At 59.6% G+C, this 18,177-nt stretch carries 15 protein-coding genes; 8 read left to right on the forward strand and 7 right to left on the reverse strand.

Annotated features, from left to right (window positions below):
• The first annotated feature begins 5 nt into the window (after positions 1-5).
• From LCU97_RS20210 to LCU97_RS20235, 6 genes are all read left to right on the forward strand, one after another.
• Positions 6-332: a DOPA 4,5-dioxygenase family protein gene (locus LCU97_RS20210; protein WP_232777583.1), complete on the forward strand. Its 327-nt coding sequence runs from the start codon at positions 6-8 to the stop codon at positions 330-332.
• A 358-nt stretch (positions 333-690) separates the two neighbouring features.
• Positions 691-1,998, forward strand: coding sequence for a CitMHS family transporter (locus tag LCU97_RS20215; protein ID WP_053149379.1), 1,308 nt, complete (start codon positions 691-693; stop codon positions 1,996-1,998).
• A gap of 74 nt (positions 1,999-2,072) precedes the next feature.
• Positions 2,073-2,840: a TerC family protein gene (locus tag LCU97_RS20220; protein ID WP_053149376.1), complete on the forward strand. Its 768-nt coding sequence runs from the start codon at positions 2,073-2,075 to the stop codon at positions 2,838-2,840.
• Between the two features lie 325 nt (positions 2,841-3,165).
• A complete protein-coding gene (locus tag LCU97_RS20225) occupies positions 3,166-4,824 on the forward strand; it encodes a Na/Pi cotransporter family protein (protein ID WP_053149374.1) in 1,659 nt (552 codons plus the stop codon).
• 60 nt (positions 4,825-4,884) lie between these two features.
• Positions 4,885-6,261 carry a M16 family metallopeptidase gene (locus tag LCU97_RS20230; protein ID WP_232777584.1) on the forward strand — a complete coding sequence of 459 codons (1,377 nt, stop codon included), beginning with the start codon at positions 4,885-4,887 and terminating at the stop codon, positions 6,259-6,261.
• A 147-nt stretch (positions 6,262-6,408) separates the two neighbouring features.
• Positions 6,409-7,416 (forward strand): DUF5924 family protein, encoded by a 1,008-nt coding sequence (locus LCU97_RS20235; protein WP_232777585.1) that lies wholly within the window; start codon positions 6,409-6,411, stop codon positions 7,414-7,416.
• A gap of 45 nt (positions 7,417-7,461) precedes the next feature.
• On the opposite strand, the gene LCU97_RS20240 is transcribed toward LCU97_RS20235, so the two are convergent.
• From LCU97_RS20240 to LCU97_RS20260, 5 genes are all read right to left on the reverse strand, one after another.
• A complete protein-coding gene (locus LCU97_RS20240) occupies positions 7,462-8,691 on the reverse strand; it encodes a nucleoside recognition domain-containing protein (RefSeq protein WP_053149365.1) in 1,230 nt (409 codons plus the stop codon).
• A gap of 137 nt (positions 8,692-8,828) precedes the next feature.
• Positions 8,829-10,160 (reverse strand): glutamate/aspartate:proton symporter GltP, encoded by a 1,332-nt coding sequence (gene gltP, locus LCU97_RS20245; protein ID WP_053149711.1) that lies wholly within the window; start codon positions 10,158-10,160, stop codon positions 8,829-8,831.
• 701 nt (positions 10,161-10,861) lie between these two features.
• Entirely contained in the window at positions 10,862-11,326 is a 465-nt protein-coding gene (locus LCU97_RS20250; RefSeq protein ID WP_053149362.1) for an inhibitor of vertebrate lysozyme family protein, read from the reverse strand.
• A gap of 2 nt (positions 11,327-11,328) precedes the next feature.
• Positions 11,329-11,493 carry a DUF1328 domain-containing protein gene (locus tag LCU97_RS20255; protein ID WP_003177151.1) on the reverse strand — a complete coding sequence of 55 codons (165 nt, stop codon included), beginning with the start codon at positions 11,491-11,493 and terminating at the stop codon, positions 11,329-11,331.
• A gap of 81 nt (positions 11,494-11,574) precedes the next feature.
• A complete protein-coding gene (locus tag LCU97_RS20260) occupies positions 11,575-11,862 on the reverse strand; it encodes a hypothetical protein (RefSeq protein ID WP_053149359.1) in 288 nt (95 codons plus the stop codon).
• A 461-nt stretch (positions 11,863-12,323) separates the two neighbouring features.
• On the opposite strand from LCU97_RS20260, the gene algB reads away from it, so the two are divergent.
• Together algB and LCU97_RS20270 are read left to right on the forward strand one after the other, a co-directional pair.
• Positions 12,324-13,670 carry a sigma-54-dependent response regulator transcription factor AlgB gene (gene algB, locus LCU97_RS20265; protein WP_053149356.1) on the forward strand — a complete coding sequence of 449 codons (1,347 nt, stop codon included), beginning with the start codon at positions 12,324-12,326 and terminating at the stop codon, positions 13,668-13,670.
• 10 nt (positions 13,671-13,680) lie between these two features.
• Complete coding sequence (locus LCU97_RS20270) at positions 13,681-15,471, forward strand: ATP-binding protein (protein WP_232777586.1); 1,791 nt, start codon at positions 13,681-13,683, stop codon at positions 15,469-15,471.
• A 145-nt stretch (positions 15,472-15,616) separates the two neighbouring features.
• On the opposite strand, the gene LCU97_RS20275 is transcribed toward LCU97_RS20270, so the two are convergent.
• Both LCU97_RS20275 and LCU97_RS20280 read right to left on the reverse strand, forming a co-directional pair.
• Positions 15,617-17,230 carry an EAL domain-containing protein gene (locus LCU97_RS20275; protein ID WP_232777587.1) on the reverse strand — a complete coding sequence of 538 codons (1,614 nt, stop codon included), beginning with the start codon at positions 17,228-17,230 and terminating at the stop codon, positions 15,617-15,619.
• 74 nt (positions 17,231-17,304) lie between these two features.
• The gene (locus LCU97_RS20280; RefSeq protein ID WP_053149347.1) at positions 17,305-18,084 is read right to left on the reverse strand and encodes an N-acetylmuramoyl-L-alanine amidase; all 780 of its coding nucleotides are present in this window, start codon (positions 18,082-18,084) and stop codon (positions 17,305-17,307) included.
• Positions 18,085-18,177: the final 93 nt, after the last annotated feature.

Genomic DNA, 18,177 nt, shown 5'->3' on the forward strand with positions numbered 1-18,177 from the left:
GACAGATGCAACGGATCAAGGGCTACCACGCCCATGTGTATTTCGACGCCAGTACCCTCGACCAGGCACGGGCATTGTGTGAAGAAGCGGCACAGCTCTTTCCGCTGACGATGGGCCGGGTCCACCAACGCCCGGTCGGCCCCCATCCGGACTGGAGCTGCCAACTGGCGTTCGATCCGCAATACATCGGCGTGGTCCTGCCATGGCTGGCACTCAATCGCAATGGCCTGGTGATCTTCCTGCACCCCAATACCGGCGACGACCTGAAGGACCACACCGATCATGCTATCTGGATGGGCGCGGTAAGGCCGTTGGATCTTTCGGTGTTTTGATTTCGTGGATGATCACCTATGGGAGCAAAGCTTGCTCGCGATAGGGTCCGCCCCACCTCAAAAGACCGCATCAACTTCATCGCCGACAAGCCGTGCTCCCACAAAGCCTTTGTTTACTGCGAAAGCTGGCTGAAAGCTTGCGCGATTAGCATCACCCGCACTACCGGCAAAGACCGGTGGCCAGAAACGGATTTCCACGACGACCCGTTCGGCCTTTTTAACAACAACAATGGTGATTCTGATGTCCGCTGCTCTACGTCCCGCTGCACCCCCTCCATCCGTCCGCCCCGTGTCTTACGTTCTGCGCTGACCTGTCCGGTTCGCCTTTACCCGCCGCGCCACGCCTGGAGTATTTCCCATGCTGACTTTCCTTGGCTTCGCCATGGTCATCACGTTCATGTTCCTGATCATGACCAAGCGCCTGTCCGCGCTGATCGCCCTGATCATCATTCCGATCCTGTTCGCTCTGTTCGGCGGTTTTGCGCCGAAGATCGGCCCGATGATGCTCGAAGGCATCACCAAGCTCGCGCCCACTGGCGTGATGCTGATGTTCGCCATTCTCTATTTCGCCCTGATGATCGACTCCGGCCTGTTCGACCCGGCCGTGCGCAAGATCCTCAAGCTGGTCAAGGGCGACCCGCTGAAAGTTTCGGTCGGCACCGCCGTTCTGGCGCTCGTCGTTTCCCTCGATGGTGACGGCGCGACCACTTATATGATCTGTGTGGCCGCCATGCTGCCGCTCTACAGCCGCATCGGCATGAGCCCACGGATCATGGCCGGCTTGATCATCCTCGCCGGCGGCGTGATGAACATGACCCCTTGGGGCGGCCCGACCGCTCGTGCGGCCAGTGCACTGCATGTGGATCCATCCGACATCTTCGTGCCAATGATTCCTGCGATGGCGTTCGGCGTCGTGGCCATCCTGGTGATTGCCTATCTGTACGGTAAACGCGAACGTGCACGCCTGGGGGAACTGCACCTGGTGGGCGATGAAATCGACCACAGCGAAATCAGCGTTTCCCAATTCCCCGACGCCCGTCGTCCGAAACTGATCTGGTTCAACGGCGCGCTGACCCTGGGCCTGATGTGCACCCTGATCGCCGGCCTGCTGCCGCTACCGGTGCTGTTCATGGTGGCCTTCAGTATCGCGATGATCGTCAACTACCCTTGCCTGCAGCAGCAGAAGGACCGCGTTGCGGCGCATGCCGGTAGCGTATTGGCGGTGGTCGGGTTGATTTTCGCGGCGGGTATCTTCACCGGCATTCTGTCCGGTACCGGCATGGTCGATGCCATGTCCAAGAGCCTGCTGGCGGTGATCCCGGACTTCCTCGGCCCGTACCTGGCGGTCATCACCGCCCTGGCGAGCATGCCGTTCACTTTCTTCATGTCGAACGATGCATTTTATTACGGAGTGTTACCGGTTCTCGCCGAAGCCGCCAGTCACTATGGCATCTCGCCTGTTGAAATGGCCCGTGCCTCGATCGTCGGCCAGCCCGTGCACCTGTTGAGCCCGCTGGTTCCGTCCACCTACCTGCTGGTGGCCCTGGCCGGGATCGAATTCGGCGATCACCAGCGCTTCACCTTGAAGTGGGCAGTATTGGTTTGCCTGTGCATAATGTTCGCCGCCTTGCTGATGGGGATCTTTCCGCTGTTCAGCACTCTATAAAAGCAATACTCGCTGCGTCGCTTTTTCGTACTGAACGGAGCGACGCGGCCTAACACTCGCTCAAAGGAACTCACATGGAATGGCTGATCAACCCGGAAATCTGGGTTGCCTTCTTTACCCTGACGGCCCTGGAGATCGTCCTGGGCATCGATAACATCATCATGATTTCGATCCTGGTCAGCCGCATGCCCAAGCACATGCAGGCGCGCACCCGGATCTTCGGTCTGGCCCTGGCCATGATCACCCGGATCCTGTTGTTGCTGTCCATCACTTGGGTGATGCGCCTGACCGCCGATCTGTTTGAATTGTTCGGCCAAGGCATTTCCGGTCGCGACCTGATCCTGTTCTTCGGTGGCCTGTTCCTGCTGTGGAAAAGCTCCCAGGAGATGTACCACGCGCTGGAAGGCGAAGATGAAAGCAGCGACGAGCCTTCGGGCAAGGGCGGCAACTTCCTCTACACCATCATCCAGATCGCGATCATCGACATTGTCTTCTCCCTGGATTCGGTCATCACCGCCGTGGGCATGGTTTCCCATGTACCGGTGATGGTCGCGGCGATCATCGTGGCCGTGCTGGTCATGATGCTGGCCTCGGGCACTATCAGCACATTCATCGACAAGCACCCGTCGCTGAAGATGCTGGCGCTGTCGTTCCTGCTGGTGGTCGGTACCGTGCTGATCGCCGAATCGTTCGATGTGCATGTGCCAAAAGGCTATGTCTATTTCGCCATGGCGTTCTCCCTGGCGGTGGAAGCCATCAACATCAAGATGCGCACCACGATTGCACGCAAGCGCAAGCAACAGGATCCGGTGAAACTGCGCAAGGATGTTCCGGGTCAGTAACGGTATGGGGCAATGAACGAAGGGGCTCTTGGAGCCCCTTTTTTCATGCCCGCTGAAAGGCAGGGCTGAATGAATAACCTGTGGGAGCGGGCTTGCTCGCGAATGCGGTATGTACGACCCATTTTCATCAACTGGCCCACCGCTTCGCGAGCAAGCCCGCTCCCACAGGGGTAGTTGCGGTGTTTTTATGACAGATTTGTTTCAATCGATTCTTTAGCTGTGCAATGCTGGCGTCCGGACCTTTCGCCAACTAAATCTTTAAGTACAAGTAAAACGAAGTGGCACCGTCAATTTGTCCCTTTGGGACGCTAACAGGGGGCTTCTCATGCTGACCCTGCTCAATTTGCTCTCCGCCGTGGCCCTGCTGATCTGGGGCACGCACATCGTCCGTACCGGCATCCTGCGGGTCTATGGCACGAACCTGCGGCACGTCATCGGACAGAACATGTCCAGGCGCTGGCTGGCTTTCATTGCGGGAATCATGGTCACGGCCATGGTCCAGAGCAGCAATGCCACGGCCATGCTCGTCACCTCCTTCGTCGGCCAGGGACTGATGGCGTTGACCCCCGCCCTGGCAACCATGCTCGGCGCCGATGTCGGTACGGCGCTGATGGCACGAGTGCTGACCCTGGACCTGTCGTGGCTGTCACCGCTGCTGATCTTCCTTGGGGTGATCTTTTTCCTGTCGCGCAAACAAACCCGTGTCGGGCAGATGGGTCGGGTCAGCATCGGCCTGGGCCTGATCATCCTGGCGCTGCAATTGATCGTCGAAGCCGCCACGCCCATTACTCACGCTCAAGGCGTGAAAGTGATCTTCGCCTCGTTGACCGGCGACATCCTCCTCGACGCGCTGGTCGGTGCCCTGTTTGCGATGATTTCCTACTCCAGCCTCGCCGCCGTGTTGTTGACCGCGACCCTGGCAGGCGCCTCGGTGATCAGCCTGCCGGTGGCCATTGGTCTTGTGATCGGCGCCAACATTGGCAGCGGCGTGCTGGCGTTCCTCAGCACCAGCATGCAGAACGCCGCGGGACGTCAGGTGGCATTGGGTAGCCTGCTGTACAAGCTGATTGGCTTGTTGCTGATCATCCCGGTGCTCGATCCGCTGGTAGGCTGGCTCGATAGCCTGGACTTCAGCCCTCAGGAAACGGTCATCGGCTTCCACCTGCTCTACAACTCGGTGCGTTGCCTGGTGCTGCTGCCCAGCGTCGCCCCCATGGCGAGGCTGTGCGCCTGGCTGCTGCCGGAGCGCCCGGACACCAACGGCACGGTCAAACCACGCCATCTGGACCCGGCCGCCCTCGCCACACCGAGCCTGGCCCTGGCCAACGCGGCCCGGGAAACCCTGCGCATGGGCGATCAGATCGAAAACATGCTCGAAGCCATGCTCGACGTGTTGCACGGCCAACAGACGGCCGTTACCCAGGAGTTACGGCGCGTAAGCGATGACGTCGAAGCCCTGTGCAGCGCCATCAAGTTGTACATGGCCCAGATGCCCCGCGAAGACCTGAGTGAGCAGGACAGCCGCCGATGGGCGGAAATCATCGAGCTGGCGATCAACCTGAAGCTGGCGAGCGACCTCATCGAACGCATGCTGCGCAAGGTCCAGCAACAGAAGACCTCGCAGCGTCGCTCCTTTTCCGACGTGGGCCTGGAAGAACTGGCAGGGCTGCACAGCCACTTGATCGCCAACCTGCGGCTGGGCCTGTCGGTGTTTCTCAGCGCCGACCGGGAAAGCGCCCGTCAGTTGCTGCGCGAGAAACGTCGCTTTCGCGCGCAGGAAAGACGAATGGCCCACGCCCACGTCAGCCGTTTGCATAGAAAGGTCGTACAAAGCCTGGAAACCAGTTCCCTGCACCTGGAGTTGATCGCTGACATGAGGCGCCTCAATTCCCTCTTCTGCGGCAGTGCCTATGTCGTGTTGGAGACCTCGGAGATCGGTGCCCTGGCGGCAGATGAAATTTCGGACATCACCCACTCGCCTTGAACGTCTGGCTCATTGTCCAGTCAACAAGGTTGGACTGTCAGCCGCCAGGATGCTCAACTTATGCGTGGTCTGTTACTCGCCCTCCTCTTGTCAGCCTCGCTGCCCGTGCCGGCCCTGGATCGGTTCCAGGTCGAAGGGTATGCGCTGCCCAACGGTATGCAGTTGCTGCTCAAACCGGGCAGCGAACGCGGGCATGTCGCGATCCGGCTGGTGATCGGCGTGGGCCTGGACGATTTCAGCTGCGCCGACAAGGAACTGCCGCACCTGCTCGAACATGCGCTGTTCAGCGGTGTCGATGGTGAGGACGAGGGAGCGCTGGAGGAGCGCATGCAGGCGTTGGGCGGCGAGTGGAACGCCTTTACGAGCAACGCTGACACCACGTTCGTGATCGAGGCGCCGGCCCGCAACCAGCGCAAGGTGCTGGATTTGCTCCTGTCGGTACTGACCCGCACCCGTATCGACGACAAAGCCCTGGAGGCCGCCAAGCGGGTGGTCGAGCGCGAGGATGGCGGGCATTACACCCACCTGCAACGCTGGCTCGATCGTCAGGATCTCGGCCACAAGGCCAGCAACCAGCTGGCGGTGGAGCTGGGCCTGCGTTGCGCGGAACGGGCCGAGGTGGCGCAGCATACGCTCGCCCGGCTCGAGCAGGTGCGCAAAACCTGGTACGCACCGAACAACATGACCCTGATCGTGGTCGGTGATCTCGACCGCCTGCTGCCGGCCTATCTGGAACGTACCTTTGGCGCGCTCGAACCCGTCGAACCCAGCACCCATAGGCCGTTGCCGCAGATCCGCTACAGCGCCGTCACCAAGCGCAACCTGACTCACGGCCTGGTGGGCGACGGCGCCAAGCTGCACTGGCTATTCCCCGAACCGGTGCTGGACCAGCAACACGACGAAACCTTCGACCTGCTCAAGGATTACCTGGACTGGGCACTCTACCGCCAGATGCGCCTGACGCACGGCCTGTCCTATGGCCCTTGGGCGGAGCGGGAAGTATTCGGTGGTGTTGGCTTCCTCAGCCTGAACGCAGACCTGGCCCGCGAGGACCTTCCGGAAGCCGAACAGGCGCTCGAGGCATTGCGCAACACCTTGCTCAAGGACGGGCTGGATCCCGACACGTTCATGCGCATCAAACGCGCGGCTATCGCCCACCAGTCCTGGGCGGTTCAAGGCAACAGCGCCCTGGCCGACTATTACTGGAGTGCCCTGGCCGATTATGACGACGGCCACTTCGCCAACCCCGCCGTGCGCTTGCAGGCGGTGAGCCTTGAACAGGCCAACCAGGCCCTGGGCGAATTGCTCAAGGATCCGGGTTACTTGCGTATCGAGAAGCCACTGCTCAGCGACGATGAGCTGGTGTGGGGGTTGGGCGGTTTGCTGGGGTTGTTGCTGTTGGGATTGGTGGTGTGGCGGGTGCGTCACAAGAATTGACCCCAGGATAAACCGTGCCACCTCATCGGGGGCAAGCCTTGCTCCCACAAGACAAATCCCTTCTACCCCAAGAGCATGCTCGTCACATCGAGGTTCGGACGATACTCTGTCAGGGATATTTCCTACGACTTACTGTGAAACCGCCTAATGCAGACCCTGACTCACTACATCCAGCGCATCCTTGAATTGATGAAGCGCTACCCAGGGGTCATTGCGCTCGGGGGCTTCATCTCCGGTGTCGGCAGTTTCATGCTGGTGGACCGCCAGCAGAGCCTGGCCAGTTGGATCTCGGTCATGATGCTGGTGAGCTGGCTCTGGCTGATGTTGGAAAACAGCCTGACCCGTCTGTTCACCCGGGTTTTCAAGCGGGAAATACCCCAGCCGCTGTTGCGTTACGCCACGCAAATGATTCACCAGGAGAGTCTGTTTTTCGTCCTGCCGTTTTTCTTCATCACCACTACCTGGAACAGCAGCCAACTTCTTTTCACCGGCCTGCTCGGTGCGGCGGCCTTGGTTTCGATCATCGATCCGCTGTATTACAAATGGTTGGCTCCCCGACGCTGGGCGTTCCTGGCACTGCACACGCTGACGCTGTTCGCCGCCCTGCTCACGGCGCTGCCCATCATTCTTCATCTGACCACCGACCAGAGCTTCAAACTGGCGCTGGGCATTGCGATGCTGTTGTCGTTCCCGAGCCTGGCCTCGATCTTCCCCATCCGCACCGTGCGCAACGCATTGGCGATTCTCTGCATCACCGTGGGCATTGGCGCCGCCGGATGGCTGCTGCGCTCCTGGGTGCCGCCGGCCACGCTGTGGATGACCGAAGTGGCGATCAGCACCCAATTGGAGGACCGTACGCCGGGCGCCAGCCTCAAGGAAGTCCCGGCCGCCCAGATTCGCGGCAACGGTCTGTTCGCGTACACCGCCATCAATGCGCCACGGGGTCTGGATGAGCGGATCTGGCACGTCTGGCAGTTCAACGGCAAGGAAGTGGACCGCATCGCCCTGGATATCCATGGCGGGCGCAAGGAAGGCTATCGCGCCTGGACCCACAAGCAGAACTTCCCGGACAACCCCACGGGCAACTGGCAAGTGCGGGTGCTGACCGACAATGGGCAGATGCTTGGCGTGTTGCGGTTCAAGGTGACGGACTGAAGGCCCTGTGGGCCTTAATCGCGGGCAAGCCTTGCTCCCACAGGTTCAACCAAAGAACCAGTAACAAACCCCAATAGCCCCCAGCACACCGGCCAACTCGGCCAGCAACGCACAGCCCACCGCATGCCTCGCCCGCTGGATACCCACAGCACCGAAGTAGACCGCCAGCACATAGAACGTGGTTTCGGTACTGCCCTGGATCGTGGCGGCCACCAGGGCCGGAAAGCTGTCCACGCCGGACGTCTTCATGGTTTCGATCAGCATCGCCCGGGCGGCGCTGCCGGAGAACGGCTTGACCATGGCGGTCGGTAACGCGTCGACGAAACGGGTGTCCCATCCAGCCCACTGCACCAGGTGCCGGATGCCGTCCAGGCCGAAATCCAGCGCCCCCGAGGCACGCAGCACGCCGACGGCGCAGAGCATCGCCACCAGGTACGGCAACAGGTTCTTGGCAACGTCGAACCCTTCCTTGGCGCCTTCGACGAAGGCTTCATAGACCTTGACCTTGCGCAGCGCGCCGATCACCAGGAACAGGATGATCAGGCCGAACAAGGTCAGGTTGCCCAGGATCGACGACAAACTCGCCAACGCCGTGGCCGAGAGCGTTGCCAGCAGCGCCATGAAACCGCCCAATACCAGCGCGCCAGGAACCAGGTAGGCCAGCACCACGGGGTCCCACAGGCGAAGGCGTTGCACCACCGCCACCGACAACAGCCCCACCAGGGTCGAACAACTGGTGGCGAGCAGAATCGGCAGGAATACCAGGGTCGGATCAGGTGCGCCTTGCTGGGCGCGGTACATGAAGATCGTGACCGGCAACAGCGTCAGCGAGGACGCGTTGAGCACCAGGAACAGAATCTGCGCATTGCTGGCTGCGGTCGGGCTCGGGTTCAAGTCCTGAAGGGCACGCATCGCCTTCAGGCCAATGGGGGTGGCGGCATTGTCCAGCCCCAGGCCATTGGCGGCGAAGTTGAGGGTAATCAGGCCGATGGCCGGGTGTCCGGGCGGCACTTCCGGCATCAAGCGCAAGAACAGCGGGCCAAGGGCCTTGGCCAGCCAGTCGACGATGCCGGCCTTTTCGGCGATCCGCAGGAAGCCCAACCATAAGGTGAGGGTGCCGAACAACAGGACCATGACCTCTACCGACAGCTTGGCCATGGCAAAAATGCTTTCCACCATCGCCGCGAAGATCCCGGCGTTGCCGCCGACCAGCCACTGCATCAGCGCCGACACGGCCGCCACGATAAAGAAGCCAAGCCACAGGCCATTGAGCATTGGTTAATCCCCCGGAAGATGTCGGGAATGATAGCGGGGCTGGCAGAAACGACAAACCCCGGATTTCCCGGGGTTTGTTCAGAGGACCCCTTCGCGAGCAAGCTTTGCTCCCGATGGGCCTTTGAGGCCTTAATGCCTCAGCGGCTCGAAGGCTCGCCCGCCGGCAACGGCTCCTTGCTGCGCCAGTGCGGCAGGGAGTTCCAGTAGCGCTGGCCCTTGGCATCGTCGTACATACCTTCCCAACGCGCGATCACCAGTACGGCCAGGGCGTTGCCGATCACGTTCAGCGCGGTGCGGGCCATGTCCATAATGCGGTCGACACCGGCAATGAAGGCCAGCCCTTCCAGTGGAATACCGACACTGCCCAAGGTCGCCAGCAACACCACGAAGGACACGCCCGGAACGCCGGCGATGCCTTTGGAGGTCACCATCAAGGTCAGCACCAGCATCAACTGCTGGCTGATGGACAGATCGATGCCATACAGCTGGGCAATGAAAATGGCGGCGATACTTTGATACAGGGTCGAACCGTCGAGGTTGAACGAGTAACCGGTGGGCACCACGAAGCTGCAAATGGCTTTCGGTGCGCCGTAGGCTTCCATCTTCTCGATCACCCGTGGCAGCACGGTTTCGGAACTGGCAGTGGAGTAGGCCAACACCAGCTCGTCCTTGAAGATGCGCATGAGCTTGAGCACCGAGAAGCCGAACAGACGCGCGACCAGGCCCAGGACCACGAAGGCGAAGAAGGCAATGGCGACATAAACCAGAATGACCAGTTTCGCCAGCGGCAGCAGGGATGCGAAGCCGAAGTTGGCGACGGTCACCGCGATCAGTGCGAATACACCGATCGGCGCGTAGTTCATGATCATGTGGGTGACCTTGAACATGCTTTCCGACACGCCCTGGAACATTTTCACCAGCGGCTCGCGCAGGTCTGCCTGCAGGCTGGAAAGACCGAGGCCAAACAGTACGGAAAAGAAGATGATCGGCAGCATCTCGCCGCGGGCGGCGGCTGCGAAGATGTTTGACGGGATCAGGTTGAGGATGGTCTGAATGAAAGCATGCTCATGCTGGACTTCGGCGGCCGTGGCCTGGTACTTGGAAATATCCACCGTACCCAGGGTGCTCATGTCGATGCCGCTGCCCGGGTGGAAAAAATTGGCCAGCAGCAGGCCGACGACGATGGCGATGGTGGTAACGATTTCGAAGTAAACAATGGTCTTGAAGCCGATACGCCCGAGTTTCTTGGCGTCCCCGACACCGGCGATGCCGACGATCAGCGAGGAGATCACGATCGGTATCACGATCATCTTGATCAGACGGATAAAGATATCGCCCGCCGGTTGCAGCACGTTGCTGATCCACCAGGCCTTCTCGGCACTGAAATGGTTGAGCAGCGCGCCGAGTGCAATTCCGAGCACCAGCCCGATGAGGATCTGCCAGGCGAGGCTTAGTTTTGCCTTCTTCATATCATTACCCTTACTTCGATTGGACTCGGGCAGACGCACAGACTGGATCGCCATTGCGATTCAAATCAGCGCATCCACCCCCGTATAAGGTCACCCCGAGCGCGCGCTGGCGGCTTACTGGCGGGCGAAAAAAGGCGCAACTATTGCGATGCGAGGTGGGATCGTCTAATGCCGTAAACGCCTAGCCCATGCCGAATCGGCATGAGATTTTTCAAACAGAACATACGTCCCAACCGGTTCGAATGTGCCATTTCAACTGGCAAAAGCGCCGTGAGCCGGCCATTTCAGCGTAGCCTGCACTTTTTTAAGCGCCCTGAAAACCGACGAAGCACAGACAAATTGTCGCAACGTCGACCAAAGAAATAAGGTGAATGTTCTCCGATTAACGGTCAGAGATCGAAAGAAGGAAGCCTTGTCGAGACAATATGCCGCATCGGATAGACGACATCGAAAGGGATGTAACCAGCCGCTCTGGCCCAGGCATTCGCCATTGGCAGCTCTACGCAGGTTCGCCCAGCCGACTCGACTTTGCGAACCTGCGTCGCAGCTTTTACCTGACCCGGCCCTTTCGCAGGCACCCCCTGTGCCCGTAGGTCACTCCGACCCTTAATGGTCAGAACGTCCCGGCCCCCTGGTCATGCACCGGCCCTCTTCGGGCCGTGCAGAGGGAAAAGCAGGGCTGCTTTTCCCTTTGTCGAAACTCAATACCAGTTGGGATCCTTCTTGAGTTGCTCCATTAACAGTTCTTGCATACCTTCGTTGGGATTACCGAGAAAACGGTAGTCCGCATGACGGGTCGGGGACTTGTCGGCAGGGAGCCCGGCGGGCACTTCGACCAACAAGGCATAGGCCTCGTCCTTATCGAAACTGAAGGCGACGAACAAGCGCTTGCTGCGGCATGTCGCCTGGGTTTCACACAGCGGTCCGACCAGATATTTGTCACCGTCTTCCTCGACAGCGTTCATCTGTTCCGAATCGCCAGACAGGTTCATGACCCATTCCGGCAGACGCTCTTCTTTCTTGACGACGCGCTGCCAGGTTTCGCGGTACTGCGGGTCTGCTTCGAGCAGCTGACTGACCCGCATCTGTCCGTCATTGGCAGCCATTGCCAGGGTGCTACCGCCCAGCAAGAGGGCGGCGACCAATCCTTTCAGTGATGCGCCCATGGTCAGCCTCGGCCGCGACGGCCAAAGAAGAAGGAAGCGATGAACATCACCAGGAATACGACAAAGAGAATCTTGGCGATGCCCGTGGCGGTGCCTGCGATACCACCAAAGCCCAGAACGGCAGCGATGATGGCGATGATCAGGAAAGTGATAGCCCAGCTCAACATGGTGATTCTCCTTACGCTTTTCTATTTAGTTCGGGACAGGTAGTGATGGTTCCATGCGCGATAGTCGCGGGCCCATCAGAGTTAAAACACCCAGCGTTCCTGATGGGACATGTCGGCAATCGGCTGTGCCTGATCGACGTCCATCATGCGCATCGAGTCGGACGCCTGCGCAACGCTGCCCATGGGGCTGAAGTGGGTTTGGGGAGTTCTATGGATCGACACCAGTGGCGCTTCGGGCTGTTGGCTGTAATGCCAGAGGAGCAACTGCTGACCGACCGCGAGGGTCACCAGCAGCGCCACAACAGTCCATAGGCCCTGCTGAAGGTGCAGGGACGTAATTGGAAATCGGGCGGCACGTTGACGATTCATCCTGGAATTCCTCCCACCCCGGGTGGTGATCTGGTTGGGGCGCTCAAACGCCACGTTAATCAGACCATTGCAGACGGCATGCCAGAAATTTTTTACTAAAAAATACTTTAAAATCATTTAGTTACAAGATAAGGAAATTGCGGCTTGGGCGCATCCTGCACGATGCCTCAGAAAAAAGTCGTGCGTTATGCACGATCGATCGAGTGGTGGCCAGCCGGTTTTCGCCGGAGTGCCGGGCAGGAATTCTTTTTTGAATTGCCACTCGTGAATGACGGTCGGAATGATCTGGGTCGGTCGTTAAGCGCACCGCGGCGTAGGAAAACGATTAGGATCCACCCGCTACAATCCCATCGCCCACAGCGATACTCCCAATGGGTAGTATTCGCTCAGAATCGACCATGCAACTTGCCCGATTTTTCTGACACTAACCAACATCATTGATTTAAAGGAGCGTAGGAAAAATGGAATCCGCCACTGAGCATCAAGGCCGCATTCTGCTGGTAGACGATGAGTCCGCCATCCTGCGTACTTTCCGCTATTGCCTGGAAGACGAAGGCTATACCGTCGCGACCGCTGGCAGTGCCGCCCAGGCCGAAGCCTTGCTGCAACGCCAGGTATTCGACCTGTGCTTCCTGGATCTTCGCCTGGGTGAAGACAACGGACTGGATGTGCTGGCCCAGATGCGCATTCAGGCCCCCTGGATGCGAGTAGTGATCGTCACTGCCCATTCGGCCGTCGACACAGCGGTCGATGCGATCCAGGCCGGGGCCGCCGATTATCTGGTCAAACCATGCAGCCCGGATCAGTTGCGCCTCGCAACCGCCAAGCAGCTGGAAGTACGCCAATTGTCGGCGAGGCTGGAAGCCTTGGAAGACGAAATGCGCAAACCCAAGGACGGTCTCGACTCCCATAGCCCGGCGATGAAGGTTGTTCTTGAAACCGCCCGCCAGGTCGCCAGTACCGACGCCAACATCCTGATCCTGGGCGAGTCCGGCACCGGTAAGGGTGAGCTGGCCCGCGCCATCCATGGCTGGAGCAAACGAGCGAAAAAATCCTGCGTCACCATCAATTGCCCGTCGCTGACGGCCGAACTGATGGAAAGCGAACTGTTTGGCCACAGTCGTGGCGCGTTTACCGGGGCTAGCGAGAGCACGCTGGGACGAGTCAACCAAGCCGATGGCGGCACGCTTTTTCTCGACGAAATCGGCGATTTTCCGCTGACATTGCAGCCTAAATTGCTCCGTTTCATTCAAGACAAGGAATATGAGCGAGTCGGTGACCCGGTGACCCGTCGGGCCGATGTGCGGATTCTCGCAGCGACCAACCTCAACCTCGAAGACATGGTGCGCGATGGACGCTTTCGCGAAGACCTGCTGTATCGCCTGAACGTCATCACGCTGCACCTGCCACCGCTGCGCGAACGTGCCGAAGATATCCTGACCCTGGCCGACCGCTTCCTGGCTCGCTTCGTCAAGGAGTATGCCCGTCCGGCCCGTGCATTCAGCGACGAGGCCCGGCAAGCGCTGCTAGGCTATCGCTGGCCCGGCAATATTCGCGAGCTGCGCAACGTGGTCGAGCGCGCCAGCATCATCTGTGCCCAGGAAAAAGTGGAAATCAGCCATCTGGGAATGGCCGAACAACCCGTCAACAATGCACCACGCATTGGCGCCCCGCTGAGCCTCGATGAACTGGAGAAAGCTCACATCGGCGCGGTGCTGGCCACCGCTGATACCCTCGACCAGGCAGCCAAGACCCTGGGTATCGACGCGTCCACGCTGTATCGAAAACGCAAGCAGTACAACCTGTGAACGGTACCTTATGAAACTGGCGATGAAGCTGCGCACCCGGCTGTTTCTCAGTATCTCGGCCCTGATCACCGTAGCGTTGCTGGGGCTGTTGCTCGGCCTGGTGAGCGTGATGCAGATGGCCAATACCCAGGAACAATCGGTTCGTGACAACTTCGTTCTACTAGATCTGGGACTCAAACTGCGCCAGAGCCTGGGCGACCAGTTCATGATCATGCTCGATGACAAGCCTGACCTGGCCGCGTTGGAAAACGCCAAGCGGCATTACTTTCAATGGCTGGAGGAGGGCATCACCCACGAACAAAACCAGGACAACCCGACGGAGCGCTTCAGCCAGGCCAAAGTCGACTACCAGAAATTTCTCGACGCATACGCCGGATTTCGCCAGCAATCCCCTCCACTCTCTGGCATCCAGGACCTTACCGAGAAATTCAATGTGCTGCGCAACGGCCTCATCGAAGGGTATCGGGGCGCCCTGAACAACATCGGCGAAGCCCAGACCCACGCACGGGAGCGTGCGCTGCTGATTTCCAGCCTGCTGGGACTGGTGGGGCTGGCGGTATTGATCATCGGCTTCATCACCGCCCATGGCCTGGCCCGACGTTTCGGCGCGCCAATCGAGGCGCTGGCCGCGGCGGCGGATAACATTGGCCAGGGCAATTTCGAAGTGACATTGCCGGTTTCCTCTGCTGCCGAGTTGAATCTGCTGACCCGGCGTTTCGGCATCATGGCCCAGGCACTGCGCGAGCACCAGGCCATGAACGTCGATGAACTGCTTGCCGGCCAGCAGCGCTTGCAAGCGGTGCTCGACAGTATCGACGATGGTCTGCTGATGATCGATCGCCAGGGCCGGCTGGAACACCTCAACCCGGTAGCGCAACGTCAATTGGGCTGGGATGAAGAGCGTCTGGGCCTTGGATTGGGCGAAGCCCTGGGGCGCCAGGAACTGGATGAGGAATTGCAACTGGTCCTGCGGGGCGGAACTCTGGAGCGGGCTCCAGAGGACCTGAGCATCGAGGTGGATGGCGAATCGCGCCTGTTGACTTATAGCCTTACCCCCGTCAGCCATACCCAAGGACACATCCTTGGCGCCGTCATGGTGCTGCACGACGTCACCGAACAGCGGGCGTTCGAACGGGTACGCAGCGAATTCGTACTACGGGCCTCCCACGAGCTACGCACCCCGGTGACCGGCATGCACATGGCGTTTGGCCTATTGCAGGAGCGCGTGCACTTCGCCGAGGAATCCCGCGAAGCCGACCTGCTCAACACCGTCAACGAAGAAATGCAGCGACTGATGCAACTCATCAACGACCTGCTGAACTTCTCCCGCTACCAGAACGGCCTGCAAAAACTGACCTTGGCGCCTTGTTCCATCGAAGACCTGCTGGAAGCGGCCCGATTGCGATTTGCCGACCAGGCCCAAGCCAAGGGCATCGCATTGCTCGTGGAAATCCAGGGCCCGCTGCCACGCCTGCACGCCGATGCCGGACAACTGGATCGAGTACTGGATAACCTGATCGACAATGCCATGCGTCACACAGCCGACGATGGCCAGATCCGCCTGCAAGCCCGACGCCACGGCGAGCGAGTAATCATCAGTGTCGAAGACAACGGTGAAGGCATTGCCTACGGCCAACAGGGAAGGATTTTCGAACCTTTCGTCCAAGTCGGACGCAAGAAGGGGGGAGCGGGTCTCGGCCTGGCACTGTGCAAGGAAATCGTTCAGCTCCATGGCGGACGGATGGGGGTTTATTCACGGCCAGGGCAAGGTACCCAGTTTTACATGGCACTGACGGTCTGAAACCTAGGCTCCGTTTGAAAAGTCTTGAGACGAAGGTCAGGCAAGGCGAAAACCGGCGAGGAAGCGCAGTTTACTGGAGTAAATGAGCATTCCGAGCCGGTTTTTAACGCAGCATGAACGAGTATCAAGGCTTTTCAGACAGAGTCTAGGCTTCATCATCCAGGCGCCGCCCCAGTCGCCGTCGCCCCCGTGTGATCAGTTCGATGAGCTGCACCGCGCTCAGGGCATGGGCAAACAGCCAGCCCTGGCCGAACGTGACTCCTTCGCTGCTCAGGTATGAAGCCTGGGCCTCATGTTCGATCCCTTCGGCAATCACCTTCAGCTGCAACGCATGGGCCATGTGAATGATATGTGGCGCTACGCCACTGCTGGCTGCGTCGTGACCAAGGGCATCGATAAAGGCTTTGTCGATTTTCAGGCAATCCACCGGCAGGGTTTGCAGGTACGCGAGGCTGCTGTACCCCGTACCGAAGTCATCGATCAACACCTGGTGGCCCAGATCGCGCAGCGACTGCAGGTTATCCCGGGCCACGAGCACATCGATCAGCCCGCGCTCGGTCACCTCGAAGGCAATCTGACGCGCCGACACTCGATGCCGCTCCAGCAAGCGAGCGATCACCTCACCGATACGAGGCACCATGACGTCGCAGGCCGCCAGGTTCACCGAAATGTAGAGCTGCGGATTGGCCCTTAACAACTGGCCGAGCTGATCGAACAGTCTCTGTAATACAAAATCGGTGATCTGCCGAATCTGCCCGGTATTCTCCGCCATCGGGATGAAAAGGTCCGGGCTGGTCAACGTGCCATCGGGCCTTCGCCAACGCAGCAACGCTTCGGCACCGACACAGAGGCGACTGCGCAAGTCGAAAATCGGCTGGTACAACACCTGCAATTCACCGCGCCGAATGGCCCTATGCAGCTCCGCGTCCATGGATTGGCGCTGGCGGGCCAGAAGCAGCACCTGGAAACCGATCCCCAGGCCCAATGCCAGGCTGATGGGCAGCATCCACCAGGCATTGGCCGGGAAATGGAGACCACTGCGGGGGGTGATCAGCACCAACTGATATTCAGGGTTGTCGGTTTGCATTCGATAGATCAGCCGCGTGGGCGTCACCTGCAGGGCATTGTCCCTATTGGCTGGCCAGGGCTCTGGGGGTGGCCAGTATCGATCGGTGCCAAGCACGGGAATGGCCCGTTTGCCATGGTCAAGCACCACCAGCAGGCTGCTATCGGGAGGAAGGTCGACTACGTCGGTCAGATGCCCACGAGAAGTGGCAACCCGAAAGTTACCGCGACCGAGCATCAACGCGGCGCGGTTTTCATCAGGTTCGGTCGTCGTGTTGAGCCAGTAACTGTACGTCGGCCCCCGGATATCGGGCGCACGAGCCACAGGCAATCCACTTTGCCGCGGACGATTGGAGCATACGCCGCGGCTGTCGGTATACGCCGCCTCATAGACGAAGCGGTAATTGAAGCTGACCTGCTGCAAGGTCGCGATCATGTCATCGTCGCATCCGCGCAGCGGTTGTGTCTGCAGATCGTCGAGGCTTTCGCGCAGCTGCCCGAACAGCTGTTCCAGCCGTTGCAGAAAGCGCTCGCCCTGGGCATTCATCTGGTCGCTTTCGCGCTGCTTGACCTGCTGCACAGTCACGAACAGGCTCGCCGCCAGCAACAGCACCGTACTCAGGGCAGCCGCTACCATCGCCAGAAAAAGAGGGCGATGGAGCCAGCTTTGCAGGGCTTCGCGGGTAGCCGTCATCTTGGTAATCCGAAAGTTACCAATGAGTTATAGCTTCTGAATTGACTTTAGGCGTTATCGGCAGACAAGCGTCATTATTTTGTCTGGGTAAGCACCTGCAAGATTGCAGCACTTTGCGCGTCCGGCGTGCCGTCGAACCGGGCCGGCCGATAACGCATCTGGAACGCAGCCAGTACACGGTGGGTGGCCACATCCCATTCGCCAGTCTGGGGCGTCGGATAGCCCAGCCGGGCCAATTCCGTCTGAAACCAGCTGGCACTGGGCAACTGGGCCGCGAAAAGGACTTGCTGGCGCGCCACGGCTTGCTCATCCGGCCAGATTCCCAGGCCGGCCTGCGCCAGACGTTTCCAGGGAAACAGCGGCCCTGGATCAAGCTTGCGCAAGGGGGCGATGTCACTGTGACCGATGATATTGCCTGGATTGATTGCGTTACGCCGAGTGATGTCCTTGAGCAGAACGATCAGGGATTGGATCTGGGCTTCGCTGTAGGGGTACCAAAGGCGACCGGTCGGCGTGTCGACGTACCCCGGATTGACGATTTCGATCCCGATCGAGCTGGAGTTGAGCCAGGTCCGGCCTTGCCATTCGCTTTCGCCGGCGTGCCAGGCGCGTCGGCTCTCATCCACCAATTTGTAGATAGTCGCGTTCTTATCGTCACCGATCAGGTAATGAGCGCTGACCTCGCCATGAGTCAGCAGGGCCAGGGACCGCTCCAAAGAAGCCGAGGTGTAGTGAACCACCACGAACTGCACACGATTGTCCTGATTGGCCGAAGGATGACTGGTGTCCAGCCGGGGCCCGCTGGCGCAGCCGGCCAAGGCCAACAGAAAAGCAATGATCGGAAAGAGTTTCATGGGGGCAGGGGCGTTTGCAGGTAGAAAATAATGCAACAGTGTAACGTATCGAATTGCGATGAGCCGATCCGCATTCCTTTATTAAACAAAATG

The organism is Pseudomonas uvaldensis (assembly GCF_021271205.1).
Lineage (GTDB): Bacteria > Pseudomonadota > Gammaproteobacteria > Pseudomonadales > Pseudomonadaceae > Aquipseudomonas > Aquipseudomonas uvaldensis.

What these genes read in the sequence shown, in the direction of transcription:
- LCU97_RS20280 (WP_053149347.1), bottom strand. Translation starts at nt 18,084, where the DNA reads ATGAAACTCTTTCCGATCATTGCTTTTCTGTTGGCCTTGGCCGGCTGC.
- LCU97_RS20270 (WP_232777586.1), top strand. Translation starts at nt 13,681, where the DNA reads ATGAAACTGGCGATGAAGCTGCGCACCCGGCTGTTTCTCAGTATCTCG.
- LCU97_RS20255 (WP_003177151.1), bottom strand. Translation starts at nt 11,493, where the DNA reads ATGTTGAGCTGGGCTATCACTTTCCTGATCATCGCCATCATCGCTGCC.
- LCU97_RS20215 (WP_053149379.1), top strand. Translation starts at nt 691, where the DNA reads ATGCTGACTTTCCTTGGCTTCGCCATGGTCATCACGTTCATGTTCCTG.
- LCU97_RS20235 (WP_232777585.1), top strand. Translation starts at nt 6,409, where the DNA reads ATGCAGACCCTGACTCACTACATCCAGCGCATCCTTGAATTGATGAAG.
- gltP (WP_053149711.1), bottom strand. Translation starts at nt 10,160, where the DNA reads ATGAAGAAGGCAAAACTAAGCCTCGCCTGGCAGATCCTCATCGGGCTG.
- LCU97_RS20210 (WP_232777583.1), top strand. Translation starts at nt 6, where the DNA reads ATGCAACGGATCAAGGGCTACCACGCCCATGTGTATTTCGACGCCAGT.
- LCU97_RS20240 (WP_053149365.1), bottom strand. Translation starts at nt 8,691, where the DNA reads ATGCTCAATGGCCTGTGGCTTGGCTTCTTTATCGTGGCGGCCGTGTCG.
- LCU97_RS20230 (WP_232777584.1), top strand. Translation starts at nt 4,885, where the DNA reads ATGCGTGGTCTGTTACTCGCCCTCCTCTTGTCAGCCTCGCTGCCCGTG.
- LCU97_RS20275 (WP_232777587.1), bottom strand. Translation starts at nt 17,230, where the DNA reads ATGACGGCTACCCGCGAAGCCCTGCAAAGCTGGCTCCATCGCCCTCTT.
- LCU97_RS20260 (WP_053149359.1), bottom strand. Translation starts at nt 11,862, where the DNA reads ATGAATCGTCAACGTGCCGCCCGATTTCCAATTACGTCCCTGCACCTT.
- algB (WP_053149356.1), top strand. Translation starts at nt 12,324, where the DNA reads ATGGAATCCGCCACTGAGCATCAAGGCCGCATTCTGCTGGTAGACGAT.
- LCU97_RS20250 (WP_053149362.1), bottom strand. Translation starts at nt 11,326, where the DNA reads ATGGGCGCATCACTGAAAGGATTGGTCGCCGCCCTCTTGCTGGGCGGT.
- LCU97_RS20220 (WP_053149376.1), top strand. Translation starts at nt 2,073, where the DNA reads ATGGAATGGCTGATCAACCCGGAAATCTGGGTTGCCTTCTTTACCCTG.
- LCU97_RS20225 (WP_053149374.1), top strand. Translation starts at nt 3,166, where the DNA reads ATGCTGACCCTGCTCAATTTGCTCTCCGCCGTGGCCCTGCTGATCTGG.